We start from the raw sequence: 18,489 nt of genomic DNA on the forward strand, positions 1-18,489 counted from the left end.
TTTGATCTCATTCTTGACTCAGTCGAAGATTTTCATACTGTCGAGGAACGTCGATTACACAGAATTTTCTGCGGTCTCCAGCGTAATGCTTTCCATGGTTTTCTGGACTGCGTCCTCGATTTTTCTGTACGGTATCTGCAATACCTTACGGATGTTTTGGGCCACTGGGCAGCTTCTCCCCTCACAGGGATGAATCCCAATGATGGAGGTCACACCCTCCGGCTCCAGTGCAGAATAGATCTGGTACAGGGTAATCTGGGATGGGTCGGCGCACAGCTCCGCACCGCCGGTTCCACGGGGCACGGTAATAAGCCCCGCCTTTTTCAAAGCGCTGAGAATGTTGCGGATGACCACAGGATTGCTCCCCGTACTTTGGGCCAGAAGATTGCTGGTCACCTTGGCAATCCCTTTCGCTTCATGAATGAAAATCAGGCAGTGAACCGCAACAGAACATTTTATACTGATCTGCATAGATACCTCTATATCCTTTCAAAGATAAACACGCTATAACTTGATGTAACTATTGACTTTACATCTATCAGGTGCTAAACTGGAGGAGATGTAATTTCATTATTTACATCTATTATTTTATCGGTTCTTGTGAAAAAAAGCAAGTGAGATTCCATAAAAACTGTTTCTATGCAAAAAGAGGTCTTCCATGAAAGCAGTCCAGATCAAAAACTACTCCAAAAATATCAATACAACCCTGAACGATATCCCGAAACCCCAAATTTCAGATTCCGAAGTGCTGATTCAAGTAAAGGCGGCAGCAGTCAATCCGGTGGAACTTCTGATTCTGACAGGCAGTGTCAAGTTGATTCAGGACTATCCGATGCCCCTGACTTTGGGTAATGAGTGCTCCGGTATTGTAGAGCAAACCGGCAGCAAGGTCAGAGAATTTCAAAAGGGAGACCGAGTCTATACTCGCCTTCCCATCAACAAAATCGGTGCCTTTGCGGAATATGTAGCTGTGGATCAAAAAGAGATTGCCAAAATGCCCAAAGGATACGATTTTGCCACTGCCGCAGCCATCCCTCTGACCGGCTTGACCGCCTATCAAGCCATCACGGAGGAATTGGAGGCAACGCCCGGGCAAACGCTTCTGATTCCCGGTGGTTCGGGCAGTTTTGGTCAGATGGCGGTTCCTATCGCTAAGGCCCTGGGACTGCGCGTAGTTGTGACCGGCAACGCCCGGGCAAAAGAGCAGTTTCTCGCCACGGGAGTTGACCGGTATCTCGACTACAAAACCGAAAACTATTGGGAAATATTGTCCGATGTGGACCATGTGATTGACACTTTAGGTCCTGACGAGTTTGAACACGAACTGGCGGTGCTGAAAAAGGGTGGGCGGCTGGTGAGCCTGCGAACCGGCCCCAACAAAGCATTTGCCCAGCGCAAGCAGTTTTCTGGCTTGAAAAAACTGCTCTTTTCTCTGGCAGGCAGCAAATATGACAAGGCCGCTAAAAAACAGGGCAAGGAATACCGGTTTGTATTTGTCCGTTCCGACGGCGCGCAGCTCCGGAAAATCACAGAAATCGTGGAACAGCAGCAGGTCAAGCCTGCCGTAGATCCCCATATTTTTTCTCTGGATCAGGTCAAGGACGCGCTGCAGCTTGTGGCCAAGGGACCGCTCAACGGCAAAGTGATCATCCAACTTTAACTCACACAAGGAGGAATTACACATGAAACTTTATAACATCGTGTTCAGTCCTACGGGCGGAACAAAACAGGTGGCCGACTGTTTCACCGGCGCACTGGAGGGAGATGTAACCACCGTTGACCTAACCGACAGCAAGCAGGATTTTCGTACCGTTTCACTGACAAAAGAGGATGTAGCGGTCATTTCCGTGCCGTCCTACGGTGGCCGTGTTCCCGCTGTGGTGGCAGAGCGACTGGGTATGGTACACGGCAACGGCGCTCGTGCCGTTCTGGTCTGCGTCTATGGCAACCGCGCCTATGAGGACACGCTGGTAGAGCTGTAGGACACCGCCAAGCAGGCTGGTTTTCAGGTAATTGCCGCCATAGCTGCGGTAGCGGAGCACTCCATTGCCCGGCAGTTTGCTGCTGGACGGCCTGATGTACAGGATGCAAAGCAGTTTGCCGCCTTTGCCCAGCAGATTCAGAATAAACTTTCCACCGGAGCCTCTTCGGAACCCGCCCTTCCCGGCAACCGTCCCTACAAAAAAGCCGGAAGAGCCGGTATGGTACCCAAGCCCACCAAGGATTGTACCCGGTGTGGTGTGTGCGCGGCAGAATGTCCCGTACAGGCCATCAGCAAGGAAGATCCAAAAAAGGTGGACGAAAAGGCATGCATCTCCTGTATGCGCTGCATCGCTGTATGCCCGCAGGGCGCTCGCAAGGTAAATCCTGTCATGCTCTCGGCAGCCAGTCTGATGCTGAAAAAGGTATGCTCTGAGCGTAAAGAATGCGAGCTGTTCCTTTGATATCGGGAGCAACCCACTTTGGAAGTGAGAACATAGTATGAAAATAGGCGTGATAGATGTAGGCGGCGGGCTGAGAGGGATCTATGCCGTCGGCGTATTCGATTATTGTATGGATCACGATATTCACTTTGATTTGGGAATCGGCATCTCAGCGGGCAGCGCCAACTTGGCATCTTTTGCTGCAGGCCAAAGAGGACGCAACTATCAATTCTACATGGAATACGCTTTTCGCAAACAGTATATGGCGGCTCTACTGGCACAAAGTCCTGCTTTTGGGGTTCATCTGTCTGTTCCGGCATGAGGTCCACTTCTGCCTTGGCGATACCCTGGTCGATGTTCAGCGCCGCTTTTCGCCGCATCTCATCGGTGATATGGGTATAGGTGTTCAGCGTGGTCGCCGAGGAGACATGACCGATGATGGTGGAGAGGGTCTTTACATCCATCCCATTCTCCAATGACAGCGTGGCAAATGTGTGCCGCAAGTCGTGAAATCTTACCCGCTTACACCCTGCACGCTCCAAAATCACTTGGAGCCGCTTTCGGACATAGCCGGGGTCGATGGGCTGTTCCGGCTTGGTTCTTGACGGGAACATTAGCTCAGAGAAGACGCCTTTTTTGTACTCTGCCAGCAGCTCCACCATGGCGGGCGGCAGGATGATGGTGCGGTTGGCCGCCTTGGTCTTGGGTTCGCTGATGATCAGTTTGCCGCCCACCGGATAGACCTGCTTGTCGATACGCAGTTTCCCGGTGGCGAAGTCCAGGTCGTCCCATCGGAGGGCCAACAGCTCGCCCCGGCGCATCCCGGTGGTCAGCTCCAGCAGGAAGGGCTCGTACATCCCCTCTGCCTTGGCCTGGATGAGAAAGCGCTGGATCTCCTCTTGAGTCAGGATTTTCATCTCCTTGCCCTTCAAAGGCGGAAGCTTACAGCCCACCGCTGGGTTGGAGTGAATCAGCTTTTCCTCCACCGCCTTGTCCAGCGCCATCTGACAGACGGCGTGGCAGCTGTGCACCGAGCGGTCCGCCATACCAGGGCCTCGTCGCTCCACATTGGCCTTCCGCCCGCTCTCCTTCATGCGCCGGAAAAACTGCTGGAGCTCCGCCTGAGTCAGTTGGTTCAGTGGGATGTCTCCCAAGCCCGGGATCAGATGATTGTAGATCCACCCCTCATAACTGAGCTGGGTTGTCTGCCGGAGCCTGGGTTTGGAGTAATTCTGGTACCAGTAGTCCAGCCAGTCACGTACAAGCATATCGGACCGCACCTGGACAGGGCGCACCACCTGGCAGGTACTTTTCAGGGCCTCCAGTTTTACGATACATTCTTTCTTCGTTTTGGCCAGCACATTTTTTGTCTTAGGGTTGCCCGCCTCATCGTAGCCCACCACCACACGACCCTCCCAGCGGCCGTCCTTGCGTAGGCGAACAGTGCCTTCGCCCTTCTTTCTCTTGCCCGCCATTCTATCACCTCACCATGATATTTTCCATGAAGCCACCCACGATCTCACTGGCCCGCTTCTGCATATCGCCCGTCACATGGGTATAAGTATCCAGGGTAAACGACGCCTGAGTGTGGCCCAGGATTCCCGATAGGGTCTTGGCATCCACTCCGCTGGCCAGAGCGTGGGTGGCGAAGGTGTGACGGAGATCGTGAAAGCGGATGCTGGGCAGCCCTGCCCGTTTCAGCAGCGTTTTTAAGTGATTGTAGGCGGTGCCGGGACTGGCGGGCTGCTCCGGCCGGAGCGGATTTGGGAAGATCCACTGGGAGCAGGAGTGTTTCTTCCTCTGAGCCAGAAGCCCCGCCGTGCTGGGCGGCAAGGTGATGGTCCGCTTGCCTGTGCCTGTCTTAGTCTCGCCGGCAACCAACCTGCCACCTTTCTGGACATGGAGCGTCCTGCGGACGGAGAGGGTCCCATGTGCCTCGTCGAAGTCACTCCACATAAGGCCGCAGATCTCACCCTGCCGCAATCCGGTGGTCAGCTCAGTATAGAAGAAGTCGTGCCAGGTGCTGTCCGCCCGGATCACATCCATGAATTGCTCCAGCTGAGCGTCATTAAGAATCTGCTTCGGGGCCGTTTTCTTCTTGGGCAGGGTGATGCCCTCAGTTGGGTTTCGGGCGATAAGGTTTTCCCGCACCGCCGCGTCCATGGCCTGGTGGAATACCCCGTGGATGCGGCGGATGGTCGCGCCGGACAACTGGTATCCGTACTCCGGGTGGAGTTCCTTCCGCCCGTTTTTCTGGAGTTCCCGGTACAGCTTCTGGACATCCTCTCGGGTAACCTTCCCCACCGGCTTGTCTCCCAGGTAAGGCTTGATATTTCGCTCGACATATCCCCGGTAACCCTCCATTGTAGAGGGTCGCACCGAGGGGGCAGCGTACTCCTCCAGCCAGCGATCCAGCCACTGGCCCAGGGGCATTTTGCTGTTCTCGCTCAGATCCACATCCCGATATTCCTCAATGTTCTGATGGAGCTTTTTCAACAGTTCCTTTTGAGTTTTGGCGGATAGATAGCGGAAGATGGGCTCACCGCTTTCCTTGTGACCGACGACGATGCGCCCTTCCCAGCGGCCATCCTCCCGCTTGCGGACCATGCCGTCCCCAGATGGTCTGCGCTTTCCCATATACTCACCCCTCCTTTCCTATTTGACGGCAGACACGCTCTGTCTCCTCCTCATCGAAGGAATACAGACCATCCACCTCCAGTTCTTTGCTCAGTCCCCAGGCCAGTTTGAATCCAGCCATAAAGCTGGCCAGGGAAGTCTCCTCCCGCAGCAGATTCTGAGTATCCACCAAGTGCATGAGCCTGCGGCGCTGCATCTTATCTAAGAAGTCTCGGACCTCCTGGCGGGTGTTCTCGATGTCCTCTTCCAACTCACTGAAGTCTGGTTCCCGGTAAAATCGCTGGTGCAGGGCTCTCATGTAATCGTTCATGTGTACCACCTCCTGTCAGCGACACAACATACCACAAGGTTTTGTCAATAGCCATCCCAATCCCAGCGAGTTATCAATTTGTTATCAATTGCCCGGCGCTTATTTTTGTTTATGCGGCGCAAGTTTAGAAGGGCGCATCACATCCCGCCCATGGTCATGCCATCCATGTTCTGCTCCTCCTCATGGTCATCCGGCTTGTGGCCCATGGCGATCTTCTTCTGACGGATCTTCTGGCGCAGTTTGCGATCCGCTCTCTGACTGCCCGGCGGGCAGGGCGGAATGGAGTTATCCTGAAATATCCGGCCCATGTGATGGAGCAGTTTGGTGACAGAGAGGAGCACATTGGGACTGCGGTTGTCATTGAAGTGATCCAGGAAGAACTGGGCGTACTCGTTTCCCTGTGATGCGGACGCCCAGAACCAGCGGTACGCCTGCTCCCGATCTTGAGCCACATCCTGGCCGGTGAGGTACAGCTTGCCCAGGGTGTACTGCGCATACTGGTTGCCCTCCTGAGCGGCATCGCTCAGATACTCTACCGCCTTGGCCGTATCCTTTGGGACATTCTTTCCCTCCAGATACAGTTTCCCCAGCCGGTAGGCGGCCCAGGTGTTGCCCTGCACCGCTGCTTTCTCATACCAGGACACCGCTTCCTCCATCCGCTTTTGACTTTGCAGCAGTTTACCAAGGGCGTACTGTGAGAAGTCATGGCCGGCTTCGGCGGCACGGCGGAACCACAGCTCCGCCTGTTCGTCGTCCGGCAGCACACCCATACCATCCCGCCAGCATTTGCCCAACAGGTGAGCTGCCACGGTGAAGCCGACATCCCAGAGCTGTTCCAGCATCCGAACCTGCTCCGCCTTTTCCGCTTCTGTGTTTTCATATACCGAGAGGATTTCTTTCGCGTTCTGGTAGGCCTCGGCCATCTGCCAGCGGGAGGACCAGGCGTAATATACCTCCGCCTGGTCCTCGTCCACCTCATCTTTCATGGCCGTATCTTCGAAGGTGAAGGTACCCAAGCGCAGTTCCTCCGCCTCCCGGATGACCATGTTCTTGATGGCCTTGAATTCCGGTTGCTGGGACAATGGTTTGTGTTCTCTTGGCGTGTCTTTGTAGTACCGCTCCAACTCATCCCGCATTCGGTTCCATTGTTCATAGCACTCCGCCACCTCTGGGAGCCTGGCCAGCTCATCCACGATGGCATCCACCTGCGCCTTTACTGGCTTTTTGAGGTAGCCGTACATCTTTTTACCTTTGACCTCAGATAACATTTCGGCCAGCGTTTCCATCTGCCCAGCGATGATAGGACTGTCGCAGAGTCCGGACTTCATCTCCCGAATGAGACGACCCATAGCTGCGTCCCGTATCTCTTGGTATGACAGATCCTTCTCCTGATAGAGGGACAACAGCTCGTCCTGGAAGATATCGTTGGACAGCTGGGAGCGCATCTGCTCGATGCCTTTCTCGGTCAGATAGCCCTGCTTGGGATCGGCAGACCAGGCCATCATGTGGATGTGTGGGTGGTGCTTTTCATCGTGGAAGGCGGCGCACCAATGAAAGCTGCTGGGCGGAATTTTCATCGCCGCTGCCAGTTCTGCCTGATGGGCCAGCAGCAATCTGCGCCAGCTCTCACCGTTTTCGTAGCCCAGCCGTGCGGCATCCTCCCGTTTCAGCGAGTAGATGAAGGTCCACACCGGACCGGCGTGTGCGTTGATCTCCTCCATGGTTTGCTCCAGATCAGCAGCACCGTCTGCGGAGAACAGCCCGTGAGATCGGGGCCGCTCCGCAATGTACTCCAGGTAACCACCGCCTGCCATGGGTTCCATCAGTTCCACACCATCTCGGGTGGCGATGTACTCAGCGTAGTGTCCGCCGCCGCTTCCCGGCTTGATGTAGCCGGACTTTTGAATGAGACCCTTCATTCCTCAATCCTCTTCTGAAACCGAAACGCATCCTGGAAATCAATTTCCCCGTTGGTCTCTTTCACATTTTTCACGCAGCGCACCCGAAGTTTTTGCAGCGTATCCAGGTCTGCATTGATATCGCTGGCAAGCAGATTCGCCATCAGATCCTGGTCCACTGCCTGCTTGAAGAGCAGATGCCCCATGCGTTTTCCGAAGGCACCCAGCTTTCCCTCCAGCACATCTGAGAGGACACGAGGCAGATACTCTTCCGCGTGTTTCGTGTCCAGGTAGCCGGAATAGAATCGGACAGCCTTCTCAATGTACTCGCTCTGGCTTTTGCAGTTGTCCTGTTTGTAGTGAGCTTCCACTTCTTTTTTAGCCTCCGGCGTGATCCAGAGGGCAAATTTCTCTTTCCCGATAACCATGCTTTGAAACCTCCTTTTTTCGTAGGAACGCCCTGAATTTTCTTGTGATTCGTGGATTTTGTGCCGGGAGAACCCCCTAATGAGGAAATTTTTGTTTTTGGAACGCCCTCGTCCATCCCCCGAAACTGCCCGCACTGCGGGCAGTTGTGCCTCTGCCGTGGGGCACATGACCCCGGCAGTTTCTCCTGCTTTTTCTTTCGTCCTCGCCTTGCTCTCTCATCCGGGCCGACAGCGGCCCAATTCCGCCTCGAAAGCCCCTGGCGGGGCAGGGACACTGCCCAGCCCCGAAGGAGGACACACAGCGCCTTACGCTGGGGAACACGGGCTTTTTTCGGTTTGCTTCTCCAAGTGCTTTTGCACCCGCCGCCGTTCTGTTGCCACTTCCAACTCCGCCAGTTTTTCCTCGTAGTGTCGGGCAATCACATTCTGAGGCGGCAGCAGAGTAAACTGCAAGGTCCCGTTGCGCGTCACACCAGCCTTTGTTGTGACCTTAGTGGGCTCCACTACAATGAGCCCATGCTCCTCCAGCTTTTTCACATACCGGCTCACGGTATTTGCGCACATACCGACTGCCTCCCCGATGGTCTTGTAGCTGGGCCAGCACTGGTGCGTCTTCTGGTTCTCGCACCGGCGTAGATAGCAGTACACTGACAGCTCACCGGGACTCAGTCCCAGGAGGAAGATCTCATTTGGCAGAGAGAAAAAGTTTCCCATGTACTTCATCCTGCACCTCCCGTATGCTCCTCCACCCACTGAATAAATCTTTCTTTAGGCACCACCATGCGGCTGCCCACACGCAGTACCGGGAAGTCCGGTTCGTGCATCAGTTCATACCCACTGGACGGTGATACGCCCAGTACCTTCGCCACCAATTCCGAATTGAGAAACAGCGGCAGTTCGTCGTAACTTTTGTAGACAGATTCTTTCATTTTAGATTCTCCTTTACAAAAAAGTAAGGACATCAGCGGCGGTACTGATGTCCTTCTGCTTGTATTGTGTCGGAGATTTTGATAGACTGAGAAAAAGGTGTGACCATTTATTTTTCAGGTGGGACAATTTTGAGAGGGGGCGGAGTTTGCATGTATGGAGAGATCGTATTCTATACCCACGGCAGTACTGTGGAATACGGCGGCGAACTATTTCCGGCCGGTGAACTGACTGCGGACATTTTGAACTTTACTCCCGAGGACTATCGCCCCATCCAGCGTATTTTAGACCGCATGAAAGATTTAGCTGAGCAGTATGAGGACACATTGGATCGAGGCGTGTGGTGGGAGCTGAACAACCAGCTTATCGAGCTGCGCAGTAAGTTGATGCGGTATCGGGTATTTCAAATCCTTTTGAAAGAGGATGACCAGTTTCTCAATGAAACCCAACAGTACACGGAGAGTTATTCCTTTTTTACCGACGAGGAAATGGACGAGCAAGAATGCTCCAAGGACCGGTGGCTTGACATGTACCAGCAGAAAGAAGAAGGCTGGACGCCACCTTTTCTCCTCATAGTAGATGGAGGCCGGGAGGACAAGTGGCGGTACTACAAACTGCAGATGGCCCGCTACCGGCGATATATTGATGATGTCATCGTGTTCAATCCCACCATCCATAACTTCATCAACTTTCTTCTCTCCAAATTGAAACGGAACTCCCCGGAGGAGTACGCCGCCGCACTGTATCAGTTTTATAATGACGAGCGTCTGGTGGAGAAGTTGATTGTGAACCCCACCAGCCTTGAGCGCCCCTTCTATCAGAAGTACGATCCCTGCGTGGTGAGTTATCTGCCCAGGGAACTGCCCGACGGAACCTTCGCCATCGCGCAGGAGCACACAACGAACAGTTTGCAGATGCTGCTGAAGGCCGACTTCATGACAGCGCTGAATGCCGGACATAATATCCGCCGCTGCATTGTCTGCAAGAAATACTTTCTGGTTCGCAGCGGTGTCCATGCCCTCTACTGTGAGGGACGCTGCCCGTTGGATGAACGCTTCACCTGCAGACAGTATGGCAGTTACGAAATCCAAAAAGAGTTGGCGCGTGATGTGCCGAAAATCAAGGCTAAGATCACCGCTTTTAACCGCATCCGTAAGGACTATCAGCGAGGAGTCATTACGGAGGAAAAAATGCGGCGGCTGAAGGATGCCGTGCGTGATAGGCTATTTGACGCACTGAGTAACCCTGACATTTCTAATGAGGATTTCGAGACCTCCATATCCTCCCGGCATCTTTATCCTCTTTGTAGAGTGGCTCGCCAGGCCAAGCCCAGAGGCCGTCCCCCAAAGGAGAAGGACGGTGACGGCACATGACCAACGAGGATCTGTTGGAACGGATCGCTAATGGTGATGAGGCGGCTCTGGCCAAACTGTGCCTGATGAACACGGGCCTTGTCAAAGATCGTGCCCGATTGATTGCCCGACAGTATCATTGCCTGCGGTAAACCAAATACGGCGGCCTGAGCGATTACGCAAAAGAAACGCTCTCCGAACTGGAGAGCGTGGGGAAACTGGTGCTGGTTGAGTGCGTTCGGACCGGTGGCTATGATTCGGAGAAAGGCCGTTTCACCACTTACATCACTCCGTTTCTGGACGGAGCCATGCGGCGGCATCTGGAATGCAGCATGGGAACACTTTCTCTGGATCGTGACAGTATGGGATTGGTACGAAAGGCACAACGCCTTTATTATCAGGAAGGAAATGAACCCCGTGAGATTTGTGCGTCACTTGGACTTTCTTTGCGTGCAGTGCTCAGAGCGATTGCTTATCCCACACATTTCTTCTCCGTCTATGACCTGCAGAACCCGGAAGATGACGGAGATATTTTTGAACGGCTTGCTGTAAGCCGACTGTCTGGATCTGCAGAAGATGCGGTGATCCGCATGGTGACTATGGAATGCCTGCGAGAAGAGTTTTTGCGACTTTCCAAGAAAGAGCAGGACATCTTGGGTCGGTGTTTCGGTGTGTACGGCTACCACAAGTCAGAACTGAGGGAGATCGCTATGCGAAACCGCATGAAAGAGTCCGGTGTGGAAAAATCCAAAGATCAGGCGGTGAAACGGCTGCGGGATCGGTGCCTGGATACCTTTGCCTGGAAACTCCGTAGGGCCAGACGGATGATGGGGCAGGCGACACCGAGATAGGTTAAGTTGCTGCCATACCTTGCATGTTGGATAGAATTATAGCAACAGTTCCGTTTTTATTAACAGCGTACTAAAATATATTATACAGTCGAGGAGGGGTATTTTGAGGTGCCCCGCCTCGACTGTGCTGTCATACCGCATTAACAATTCTCAAACAATTTACAAACAATAAGGAAATATAAAATGGCTACAATAATTATATCTTTATATTTCTCCAAGATTGCTTAACAGTGAAAGCATATTATATAATAACCAAAAACAGATTTGAAAGCGAGGGGGATATATGGTTCATATTCTTGTTCTGGAAGATGACGCAAAACTGAATCAGACGGTCTGCACCTATCTTAATGACAGTGGATTTTCTGCCAAAGGCTGTCTGTCTGCCAATGCTGCATACGACGAACTCTATAACCATTTGTACGATGTAATCGTATCCGATATTATGATGCCGGAAGTGGATGGCTTTGAATTTGCAGAGACGGTGCGGAGGGTAAATAAGACAATTCCGATTCTGTTTATGTCGGCCAAAGACGATCTGCCGTCCAAGCAAAAGGGATTTCTGCTGGGCATTGACGATTACATGGTGAAGCCTATTGAGCTGGACGAGCTGCTGCTGCGGATTCGGGCGCTACTGCGGCGGGCCAATATCGAAATGGAACGCAAACTGACCGTAGGAAATTTGACACTGGACGCGGATGCAGTATCTGCGACTGTGGCCGGGGAAGATGTTCCGGTGACTACAAGAGAGTTTAACATTCTCTATAAACTGCTGTCTTACCCTAACAAGACCTTCTCCAGAGCGCAGTTGATGGACGAATTTTGGGGAGTTGAATCGGAAACCAGCCTGCGGGCTGTGGATGTATATATCACGAAGTTGAGAGACAAATTTTCCAGCTGCAATGGGTTTGAAATCAAAACCGTTCGTGGACTTGGTTACAAGGCGGTGCTGTTATGAAAGCCGTCAGCAAATTCTCCGATAAGCGCGTAAAAAAAGGGCTTTTCCCGCTTTCAACATTTGTCTTGTTCTTTTTCATGTTTGCTTTGCTGACAACCATGCAGATGTTCATGATCGGGCAGGCGATTGATTACAAAAACTTACCAGTCAAAAACAGTATTGCGGTCATTGTGTTCTGGGTGCTAGCATCGGTTTGCTCGACGCTGATTACCAGCTGGACCATCAAACGACATTATCAAAAGCCCATTGAAGAATTTTCCGAAGCAGCACGCAAGGTGGCCTCTGGCGATTTTTCCGTTTACCTTCCCCCAAAGCATCCTATGGATAAGACTACGCACCTGGATGTTCTGTTTATGGACTTCAATAAGATGGTGGAGGAACTGGGCAGCATTGAGACGCTGAAAACTGATTTTTTCTCCAATGTATCCCATGAGATCAAAACTCCGCTGGCTGTTATCCAAAACAATGCAGAACTATTGCAGAAAAAGCAGTTGACGGAAGAACAGCGTCAGGAATGTACCGCAACGATTCTCCAGGCAACCAAACGGCTGTCCAATTTGATTACCAATATGCTCAAACTCAACAAGCTGGAAAAGCAGGTAATCAAGCCGCTCCCGCAGGTATATGATGTCTGCAATCAGCTCTGTATGTGTGCATTGCAGTTTGAGGATACATGGGAGAAAAAGCATATCGAATTTGAAGCAGAGATTGAGGATCGTGTCATGATCTGCGCTGACGAGGGATTGTTAGAAATCGTATGGACCAATCTCTTATCCAATGCACTGAAATTCACCCCGGACGGGGGCCGAGTCAAGCTGGCACAAACTTCGGAAGCCAATGAGATTACCGTTGTTGTATCCGATACCGGCTGTGGCATGGATGAAAAAACCATGAAGAAAATCTTTGATAAATTTTATCAGGGGGATACCTCTCATGCTACTGAGGGCAATGGACTTGGACTTGCCCTGGTGCAGAGAATTCTGGAACTGTCCGATGGCACCATTGCCGTGACGAGCGTCCCTGGGAACGGCAGCACCTTTACTGTGAAGCTCCCGGTATCTATTCCCAATGAGGAGCTGCAAACATGAATCAAGGGCCTGAAAATACATATATCGGTTATGAATATAAAGAAATATCGGTTCCGAGTAAGGACGCTTCTTTATTTTTAGATTGCTATGAAAACTTTGGATGGATACCGGACGAAAACCGTCCAACGGATCATAGCGGAGGAATAACAACAATTCACCTGAAGCGGAATCGAAAGATCATCAATAAAATGGAACTGACACGCTTGCAGCGGAATTTTGAATCGTGTATGCAGGAGATTCAGCAGATGGAGCGTTCCAAAAAGCAGACTGCAACCGTGTGGGCTATGATTGTAGGGGTTATTGGAACGGTTTTTATGGCGGGTTCTGTTTTTGCAGTCACAAGCGAACCGCCGCACTATGTTCTGATGATTTTGCTGGCCATTCCGGCGTTTGCTGGTTGGATACTTCCTGTGTTTATTTACCGCTACAAACTTCAGAAGCAAAGCCGCAAGGTTCAGCCTTTTATCGAAGCTAAGTACGACGAAATTTACCAGTTGTGTGAAAAAGGACATTCTCTACTGTGAACTTAAAGCTGGTGGTGTTTTTAGACGCCACCAGCTTTTTAATATTTCACAAACAAAATTGAAGCAGTCGATAAACAAATCGCCCCTATAATAAAGGCACACCAACGGGAAAGGAGGAATCGTAATGAAGAAAGCTGCATTGGCAGTCGGAGGCCTTCTCGGCGTTCTGGCTGGCGGCGTCCTGATTTGGACACTGGTACTTCCGTTTATCGGTATGGTATTTCAGAGTATGTGGTCCTGTGTCACATCCCTGCTGTAAGATAAAGCATCAATATAGTCAATATAGATTCAAATATGGAGGTTATCGTATGAGTGAGTACAAAATGAAACCCGGAAAAATCGGTGAGAAGGTGATCGGTGCCTATAAGAACGTCGAAGAAAAGTTTGTAGGCACTTTCCTGGAAGAGGACGGCAGCATGAAAACTGGCGGCATGGCCGAGAAAGTCACCGGTGCCTACAAAAAGGTGGAGGACTCCGTTGTCGGCGGCTACAAGAAGGTGGAAGACGCTTTTGTGGATGCCTTCCTGGAGAAGTCGGAGGACGGCAGCTCGGCGGACACTGAACACACCGAAGAGTAATTGGATGCAAGATAAAGCGGTCTCCGGCAGAGCGTTTCCTACTCCACATTACCATTTCAACAACAGCGAAGCTGGCGTATAGAAATGCGTCAGCTTCGCTGTTTTTAATATAACAGAAACAAAACAAAAGCAATTGGTAAACATACCGCCCGTACAATACAAGAAATAGTTTGGTAAGGAGCAAGGGGTATGAAAGCGATGGAAAAATATATTTACAGTCAAGCAAGTCCGAAAAAGAAACATCACTTTATTCCGGTTCGCTACTACCTTGCGTTTCTTCTGCTTGTACTGGAGACCGTGATGGTGATCGGCATCGTCTACCTGCTGGATCATTATGTACCTTACTTTTCCATTCTGGTGTGGGCAACACAGATCGGGTGCGTGGTGCAGATCATTGCCTCCAACGACAACCCGGATTACAAGATTCCTTGGTTGCTCCTGATGCTGGTGGTTCCCGTCGCGGGGTTTATGCTGTATTTCCTGTTCTATTCCCGAACCTTGAAAAAGAAGTTTGTCCGGCGTATGGATAACATGAAGAAAGACTCCTATCACATGGATGATTCTGCTGTATTTGAACAGCTTGCTGCTGAAAACCCTACCGCCCACAATCAAGCCAAATTTCTGTGCAAGATCGCAGAATCTCATTTATTTACTGACACCAGGCAGACTTACTTTCCATTGGGTGAATGTATGCATCAGGCCATGCTGAAGGATTTGCGGCAAGCGGAGCGCTTCATCTTTCTGGAGTATTTTATCATCGAGGAAGGGGTGTTCTGGAATTCCATTCTGGAAATTTTGAAAGAAAAGGCCGCGCAGGGGCTGGAGGTTAAGGTCGTATATGACGATATTGGTTGTATCAATACCCTGCCCGGTGATTACTTCCGGACACTTGGCAGCTATGGGATCGAAGCCGTCCCCTTTTCAATTGTAAGAGGAAATGCCGATAGTGAGTTCAACAACCGAAGCCACCGAAAAATTATGGTCATCGACGGGAAGGTCGGTTACACGGGCGGTGTAAATCTGGCAGACGAATATATCAACCAGGTCGTAAAGTTCGGACATTGGAAGGACATCGGTATCCGGTTGGAGGGAGAGGCCGTCAAAGAGCTGACCAAGCTATTTTTGATTGACTATGGGATGAATTCACGAAAAGCACCGGAGATTTCAAGCAAGCATTTCCCCAAAAGTCCAACTTTCGAGGAATCCGGGTATATGGTTCCCTTCGGGGATGGCCCCAGCCCGATCTATCAGTACCGGGTTGGAAAGTGTGTCATTCAAAATATAGTTTCCCAGGCGGTTCGCTATGTGAATAAAGTGACGGAGCAAGAGCAAAAACAAGCGGAGCAGATCCGCCGTCAGTATATTCCGCATGAGGAAAACAAAATGGAGCAGCTTCGAGAGCTGGACCGCCGGGTCAAGTTTCCCGGAAAGATGGTCGCAGGTGGTTTGGGCCTTGTGGGTTCGCTGATTATGGGTGCCGGTATGGCGAAAATCATGGTAAATGACAGTTCTTCGGTGGGGAGCGATCTCAAAAAAGGCCTTGCCATGAGTATTCCCGGCATGATCTTTACCCTTTTGTCCTATCCGGCCTACAAGCTGGTTACCGAAAAGCGCAAAGAAGAATACGCCGACGAGGTTCTGCATCTGTCCGGTGAATTGACGGAGCAATAAGGGGGAGGATCATCGTGGAGCAAATGAAACGACCGTTCGTTGGGTATGAATACCTGGATGTGACGGTAAAACGAAATATGGCGCACCTGTATGCGGACAGCTATGAAAATTTCGGCTGGGAGTTGGAGGGAACCGGCGAGCAGATCGGAAAAGTGGATTCCATCGCCATGAAGTTCCGGCGGGATCGGAAAATCCTCAACAAAGTAGAACTGACCAGGCTTCAGCGCAACTTTGATGCCTGTGTGTCCGAGATCACGGCTCTGGAAACACAGAAATATATCAAGGCATCGGCGGTTGCCTATGCGATTGGCGTGATTGGAACCGCATTTATGGCCGGGGCCGTATTTGCAGTCACATCTGAGCATATTGTGGCGTGTATTCTGCTGGCAATTCCGGCCTTCCTCGGGTGGATAGCTCCCTACTTTCTGTACCGTTCCATTGTGAGAGCTAAGACCAAGGAAATCACCCCGTTGATCGATCAGAAGTATGAGGAGATCTACACTGTTTGCGAAAAGGCAAATGCCCTGTTGAATCACACAGGAATCTAATCTCATCCAGGAATCAGCCATTTAGGTTGATTATATTACAATCCTATGTTAGGAGGTGAAGGTATGCAGTACGAGGTAAAAACTCTGAAGAAGGTTGGCGTGAACGCCTATGAGAACGATCTGAACAGTCTGATCAAGGACAAGGCGAACGACGGATGGAAGGTTCAGCAGCTTCTCGGAAACCCTGACCAGGGCTTTGTGGTCCTGTTTGTCAAAGAAAACTGAATGATGCAGAGCCTGCCTGCAAAAATTGCGGGCAGGCTCTACTTTTGCAAATTAACAATTCAAAAATATAACTTAAGCGATTTGCAAACAAAGCATCGCTATTCTATACATATAAAAAGCAGAAAGGACTGATCTTATGGATGCAATACAGACAATCGGTCTGTGTAAGCGGTATGGCAATAAAAATGCCGTCAACAATCTGAGTATTCAGGTGCCCAAGGGTTCCGTATACGGCTTTATTGGCAGAAACGGAGCTGGAAAATCGACAACGCAGCGCATGATCTGCGGCTTGGCCAGCCCGACCGCAGGTGAAATCAAGCTGTTTGAGAGGCCCGTCACCGACCCTGCTGTACGGCGCAAAATCGGAACACTAATCGAGCAGCCGGGGATTTATCCCGGAATGTCCGCTTTGGAAAATGTGATTCTTCAAGGATACAGCATTGGCTTGGAGAATCCCCAAAAGAGCGCGCTGGAAGCGCTGGATGCGGTGGGACTTTCCAAGGCCGTGAAGAAGAAGGCGAAGCACCTGTCTTTGGGCATGAAGCAGCGTCTGGGGCTTGCCATTGCGATGCTGGGAAATCCGGAATTGCTCATTCTGGACGAACCGATCAACGGCCTTGATCCAGAAGGTATCGTGCAGCTGCGCGAGGTAATCGCTAATCTCCATCGAGATCGTGGAGTCACTATTTTTATCAGCTCCCATATTTTGGGCGAGCTTTCCAAGATCGCCACCCATTACGGCATTATCAAAGACGGAGAATTGATTGAGCAGACCAGTGCAGAGGAACTTGCCAACAAGCGAAAAGACTATCTGACCGTGAAGGTGGAAGATGCCCAAAAGGCCGCACAGTTGCTCTCCAAAGAGCTTCATATCCCGGCTATGGAAGTAGTATCGTCTCGTGAAATCCATCTTCCCGGCTTTAAGGATACTGCCGCAGTCAACCGGATTCTTTACAGCAACAACTACAATGTGGAAGAAGTGTTCCTGCATCAGCAAGATCTGGAAGAATACTTTATTGAGTTGATGGGAGGAACAGACCATGAATAACATTTTCAAGATGGATATGCACCGGCTTCTTCACTCCAAGGTTTTCTATGTTTCGATTGCATTTTTGCTGGCGATGGCGGTCGGCCAAATTATGGGCGGCATGAGTACGACGATGGATGCCCTGATGGGTGTGGCTTTGACCGGCGATGCGGGTACGGATTTTATGAGTTCCGCTATGGGAGCCGGTGTCATCTACATTCTGATTAGTATTATCATTGCCATTTTTGTATGTGGGGACTATGCGGGTGGATTTGCGAAGAATCTCTTTGCCGTCCATGCAGATCCCAAAGAGTATGTGGGTGGCAAAATGTTCTCGATGGCAGTTGTCAGCGCCCTCATGCTGGTCCTTTATGCAATGATTGCCCTGCCAGTTCTGGGTTATGATGTGGTCTTATCCGGTGGCGTTTTGGGATTGATTGTATTTTTGCTGGAAAAGTGGATGGTAGGCTGCGCCATGAGTGCAGTGGTACTGCTGGTGTCTTTTTTTACGCGCAATATGGCGTGGACCATGTTTGTCGGCTTCCTCATTGCAACCGGTGGCCTCACAATGGGGATTTCCCTCTTTGCACAAGCCTTTGGGCTGGAGTGGATCGAAACTGTTTTTTCTGTTCTGATTTCCGGGGCAGCCAAACTTTGCTCCATGCAGTTTGATCCGATTATCCTTTTGCGGGTATTGGTCACCTGTGGAGTTTGGACCGTTGCCGCATATGTGTGCGGGAAAAAAGTGCTTTTGAAAAAAGATATTTGATGCCTTGATACCCATATTGATACGAGCAGTCCCACAAGCCATGAGCTTGTGGGACTGCTTTTTCTTTCTTCCCAAAGAGTAGGTTTACTACGCTCTTTGTCCACCAAAAGTGGATTTTTCCAGATTAATATTACAAAAACACTTTTGAATTACTTTTACAACAAACCTCATGTAATATACAGCCATCCTGATTGAAGCAAACCACTTCATTCCGAAAGGAGGTATGCAGAATGATCGTCAAGGTTGCTATTGCTGCTGTTGCAGCTGTTGTTGCGATT

24 protein-coding genes and 1 pseudogene are annotated in these 18,489 nt (G+C 50.9%); 17 read left to right on the forward strand and 8 right to left on the reverse strand.

Annotated features, from left to right (window positions below; all coding sequences use genetic code 11):
* Positions 1–54: 54 nt before the first annotated feature.
* Positions 55–471, reverse strand: coding sequence for an Rrf2 family transcriptional regulator (locus GPK94_RS06245; protein WP_215655104.1), 417 nt, complete (start codon positions 469–471; stop codon positions 55–57).
* Positions 472–658: 187 nt separating this feature from the next.
* Here GPK94_RS06245 and GPK94_RS06250 point away from each other — a divergent pair, with 187 nt between their 5' ends.
* The 4 genes from GPK94_RS06250 to GPK94_RS16415 all read left to right on the forward strand — a co-directional run bounded on the left by GPK94_RS06250 (position 659) and on the right by GPK94_RS16415 (position 2,745).
* Entirely contained in the window at positions 659–1,660 is a 1,002-nt protein-coding gene (locus tag GPK94_RS06250; RefSeq protein WP_215655106.1) for an NADP-dependent oxidoreductase, read from the forward strand.
* 22 nt (positions 1,661–1,682) lie between these two features.
* The gene (locus tag GPK94_RS16405; RefSeq protein WP_346727997.1) at positions 1,683–1,982 is read left to right on the forward strand and encodes a hypothetical protein; all 300 of its coding nucleotides are present in this window, start codon (positions 1,683–1,685) and stop codon (positions 1,980–1,982) included.
* A gap of 219 nt (positions 1,983–2,201) precedes the next feature.
* Complete coding sequence (locus GPK94_RS16410) at positions 2,202–2,444, forward strand: 4Fe-4S binding protein (RefSeq protein WP_346727998.1); 243 nt, start codon at positions 2,202–2,204, stop codon at positions 2,442–2,444.
* 109 nt (positions 2,445–2,553) lie between these two features.
* Entirely contained in the window at positions 2,554–2,745 is a 192-nt protein-coding gene (locus GPK94_RS16415; protein ID WP_346728001.1) for a hypothetical protein, read from the forward strand.
* Positions 2,746–2,815: 70 nt separating this feature from the next.
* Here GPK94_RS16415 and GPK94_RS06260 read toward each other — a convergent pair.
* From GPK94_RS06260 to GPK94_RS06290, 7 genes and pseudogenes are all read right to left on the reverse strand, one after another.
* Positions 2,816–3,898 (reverse strand): annotated as a pseudogene (locus tag GPK94_RS06260) (site-specific integrase); the annotation flags it as partial.
* Between the two features lie 4 nt (positions 3,899–3,902).
* The gene (locus GPK94_RS06265) at positions 3,903–5,060 is read right to left on the reverse strand and encodes a site-specific integrase (RefSeq protein ID WP_215655114.1); all 1,158 of its coding nucleotides are present in this window, start codon (positions 5,058–5,060) and stop codon (positions 3,903–3,905) included.
* 4 nt (positions 5,061–5,064) lie between these two features.
* Positions 5,065–5,370 carry a hypothetical protein gene (locus tag GPK94_RS06270; protein ID WP_215655118.1) on the reverse strand — a complete coding sequence of 102 codons (306 nt, stop codon included), beginning with the start codon at positions 5,368–5,370 and terminating at the stop codon, positions 5,065–5,067.
* A gap of 137 nt (positions 5,371–5,507) precedes the next feature.
* Positions 5,508–7,289: a MobP3 family relaxase gene (mobP3, locus tag GPK94_RS06275; protein ID WP_215655120.1), complete on the reverse strand. Its 1,782-nt coding sequence runs from the start codon at positions 7,287–7,289 to the stop codon at positions 5,508–5,510.
* Positions 7,286–7,696, reverse strand: a complete 411-nt coding sequence (locus tag GPK94_RS06280; RefSeq protein ID WP_215655122.1) for a hypothetical protein — start codon at positions 7,694–7,696, stop codon at positions 7,286–7,288. Before GPK94_RS06280 ends, mobP3 begins: the two co-directional genes overlap by 4 nt.
* 306 nt (positions 7,697–8,002) lie before the next feature.
* Complete coding sequence (locus GPK94_RS06285; protein WP_215655123.1) at positions 8,003–8,419, reverse strand: helix-turn-helix domain-containing protein; 417 nt, start codon at positions 8,417–8,419, stop codon at positions 8,003–8,005.
* Positions 8,416–8,625: a helix-turn-helix domain-containing protein gene (locus GPK94_RS06290; RefSeq protein WP_215655125.1), complete on the reverse strand. Its 210-nt coding sequence runs from the start codon at positions 8,623–8,625 to the stop codon at positions 8,416–8,418. The genes GPK94_RS06285 and GPK94_RS06290 overlap by 4 nt, the downstream gene beginning before the upstream one ends.
* 150 nt (positions 8,626–8,775) lie before the next feature.
* On the opposite strand from GPK94_RS06290, the gene GPK94_RS06295 reads away from it, so the two are divergent.
* The 13 genes from GPK94_RS06295 to GPK94_RS06345 all read left to right on the forward strand — a co-directional run bounded on the left by GPK94_RS06295 (position 8,776) and on the right by GPK94_RS06345 (position 18,211).
* Positions 8,776–9,996 carry a DUF6076 domain-containing protein gene (locus tag GPK94_RS06295; RefSeq protein WP_215655127.1) on the forward strand — a complete coding sequence of 407 codons (1,221 nt, stop codon included), beginning with the start codon at positions 8,776–8,778 and terminating at the stop codon, positions 9,994–9,996.
* Positions 9,993–10,127 carry a hypothetical protein gene (locus GPK94_RS16260; RefSeq protein ID WP_256447316.1) on the forward strand — a complete coding sequence of 45 codons (135 nt, stop codon included), beginning with the start codon at positions 9,993–9,995 and terminating at the stop codon, positions 10,125–10,127. The genes GPK94_RS06295 and GPK94_RS16260 overlap by 4 nt, the downstream gene beginning before the upstream one ends.
* Positions 10,128–10,184: 57 nt before the next feature.
* Positions 10,185–10,826: a hypothetical protein gene (locus GPK94_RS06300; RefSeq protein WP_215655129.1), complete on the forward strand. Its 642-nt coding sequence runs from the start codon at positions 10,185–10,187 to the stop codon at positions 10,824–10,826.
* Positions 10,827–11,109: 283 nt separating this feature from the next.
* Entirely contained in the window at positions 11,110–11,781 is a 672-nt protein-coding gene (locus tag GPK94_RS06305; protein ID WP_215655131.1) for a response regulator transcription factor, read from the forward strand.
* Positions 11,778–12,869, forward strand: coding sequence for a HAMP domain-containing sensor histidine kinase (locus tag GPK94_RS06310; RefSeq protein WP_215655133.1), 1,092 nt, complete (start codon positions 11,778–11,780; stop codon positions 12,867–12,869). The genes GPK94_RS06305 and GPK94_RS06310 overlap by 4 nt, the downstream gene beginning before the upstream one ends.
* Positions 12,866–13,393, forward strand: a complete 528-nt coding sequence (locus GPK94_RS06315) for a hypothetical protein (RefSeq protein ID WP_215655135.1) — start codon at positions 12,866–12,868, stop codon at positions 13,391–13,393. Before GPK94_RS06310 ends, GPK94_RS06315 begins: the two co-directional genes overlap by 4 nt.
* 124 nt (positions 13,394–13,517) lie before the next feature.
* Positions 13,518–13,652, forward strand: coding sequence for a hypothetical protein (locus tag GPK94_RS16265; protein ID WP_256447317.1), 135 nt, complete (start codon positions 13,518–13,520; stop codon positions 13,650–13,652).
* A 49-nt stretch (positions 13,653–13,701) separates the two neighbouring features.
* Positions 13,702–13,971, forward strand: coding sequence for a hypothetical protein (locus tag GPK94_RS06320; RefSeq protein WP_215655137.1), 270 nt, complete (start codon positions 13,702–13,704; stop codon positions 13,969–13,971).
* A gap of 189 nt (positions 13,972–14,160) precedes the next feature.
* A complete protein-coding gene (locus GPK94_RS06325) occupies positions 14,161–15,642 on the forward strand; it encodes a phospholipase D-like domain-containing protein (protein WP_215655139.1) in 1,482 nt (493 codons plus the stop codon).
* A gap of 23 nt (positions 15,643–15,665) precedes the next feature.
* Positions 15,666–16,190, forward strand: coding sequence for a hypothetical protein (locus GPK94_RS06330; RefSeq protein WP_215655367.1), 525 nt, complete (start codon positions 15,666–15,668; stop codon positions 16,188–16,190).
* 63 nt (positions 16,191–16,253) lie between these two features.
* Positions 16,254–16,415, forward strand: a complete 162-nt coding sequence (locus GPK94_RS06335; protein ID WP_215655141.1) for a hypothetical protein — start codon at positions 16,254–16,256, stop codon at positions 16,413–16,415.
* 136 nt (positions 16,416–16,551) lie between these two features.
* A complete protein-coding gene (locus tag GPK94_RS06340; protein WP_215655143.1) occupies positions 16,552–17,463 on the forward strand; it encodes an ATP-binding cassette domain-containing protein in 912 nt (303 codons plus the stop codon).
* Positions 17,456–18,211, forward strand: coding sequence for a hypothetical protein (locus tag GPK94_RS06345; RefSeq protein WP_215655145.1), 756 nt, complete (start codon positions 17,456–17,458; stop codon positions 18,209–18,211). Before GPK94_RS06340 ends, GPK94_RS06345 begins: the two co-directional genes overlap by 8 nt.
* The last annotated feature ends 278 nt before the right edge of the window (positions 18,212–18,489 follow it).

Source organism: Pseudoflavonifractor sp. MCC625, from assembly GCF_018784545.1.
Classification (GTDB): Bacteria; Bacillota; Clostridia; order Oscillospirales; family Oscillospiraceae; genus Pseudoflavonifractor_A; species Pseudoflavonifractor_A gallinarum.

Coding starts and splice junctions, on each gene's coding strand:
- GPK94_RS06245 (WP_215655104.1), bottom strand. CDS start 471: ATGCAGATCAGTATAAAATGTTCTGTTGCGGTTCACTGCCTGATTTTC.
- GPK94_RS06250 (WP_215655106.1), top strand. CDS start 659: ATGAAAGCAGTCCAGATCAAAAACTACTCCAAAAATATCAATACAACC.
- GPK94_RS16405 (WP_346727997.1), top strand. CDS start 1,683: ATGAAACTTTATAACATCGTGTTCAGTCCTACGGGCGGAACAAAACAG.
- GPK94_RS16410 (WP_346727998.1), top strand. CDS start 2,202: ATGGTACCCAAGCCCACCAAGGATTGTACCCGGTGTGGTGTGTGCGCG.
- GPK94_RS16415 (WP_346728001.1), top strand. CDS start 2,554: ATGGATCACGATATTCACTTTGATTTGGGAATCGGCATCTCAGCGGGC.
- GPK94_RS06265 (WP_215655114.1), bottom strand. CDS start 5,060: ATGGGAAAGCGCAGACCATCTGGGGACGGCATGGTCCGCAAGCGGGAG.
- GPK94_RS06270 (WP_215655118.1), bottom strand. CDS start 5,370: ATGAACGATTACATGAGAGCCCTGCACCAGCGATTTTACCGGGAACCA.
- mobP3 (WP_215655120.1), bottom strand. CDS start 7,289: ATGAAGGGTCTCATTCAAAAGTCCGGCTACATCAAGCCGGGAAGCGGC.
- GPK94_RS06280 (WP_215655122.1), bottom strand. CDS start 7,696: ATGGTTATCGGGAAAGAGAAATTTGCCCTCTGGATCACGCCGGAGGCT.
- GPK94_RS06285 (WP_215655123.1), bottom strand. CDS start 8,419: ATGAAGTACATGGGAAACTTTTTCTCTCTGCCAAATGAGATCTTCCTC.
- GPK94_RS06290 (WP_215655125.1), bottom strand. CDS start 8,625: ATGAAAGAATCTGTCTACAAAAGTTACGACGAACTGCCGCTGTTTCTC.
- GPK94_RS06295 (WP_215655127.1), top strand. CDS start 8,776: ATGTATGGAGAGATCGTATTCTATACCCACGGCAGTACTGTGGAATAC.
- GPK94_RS16260 (WP_256447316.1), top strand. CDS start 9,993: ATGACCAACGAGGATCTGTTGGAACGGATCGCTAATGGTGATGAGGCG.
- GPK94_RS06305 (WP_215655131.1), top strand. CDS start 11,110: ATGGTTCATATTCTTGTTCTGGAAGATGACGCAAAACTGAATCAGACG.
- GPK94_RS06310 (WP_215655133.1), top strand. CDS start 11,778: ATGAAAGCCGTCAGCAAATTCTCCGATAAGCGCGTAAAAAAAGGGCTT.
- GPK94_RS06315 (WP_215655135.1), top strand. CDS start 12,866: ATGAATCAAGGGCCTGAAAATACATATATCGGTTATGAATATAAAGAA.
- GPK94_RS16265 (WP_256447317.1), top strand. CDS start 13,518: ATGAAGAAAGCTGCATTGGCAGTCGGAGGCCTTCTCGGCGTTCTGGCT.
- GPK94_RS06320 (WP_215655137.1), top strand. CDS start 13,702: ATGAGTGAGTACAAAATGAAACCCGGAAAAATCGGTGAGAAGGTGATC.
- GPK94_RS06325 (WP_215655139.1), top strand. CDS start 14,161: ATGAAAGCGATGGAAAAATATATTTACAGTCAAGCAAGTCCGAAAAAG.
- GPK94_RS06330 (WP_215655367.1), top strand. CDS start 15,666: ATGAAACGACCGTTCGTTGGGTATGAATACCTGGATGTGACGGTAAAA.
- GPK94_RS06335 (WP_215655141.1), top strand. CDS start 16,254: ATGCAGTACGAGGTAAAAACTCTGAAGAAGGTTGGCGTGAACGCCTAT.
- GPK94_RS06340 (WP_215655143.1), top strand. CDS start 16,552: ATGGATGCAATACAGACAATCGGTCTGTGTAAGCGGTATGGCAATAAA.
- GPK94_RS06345 (WP_215655145.1), top strand. CDS start 17,456: ATGAATAACATTTTCAAGATGGATATGCACCGGCTTCTTCACTCCAAG.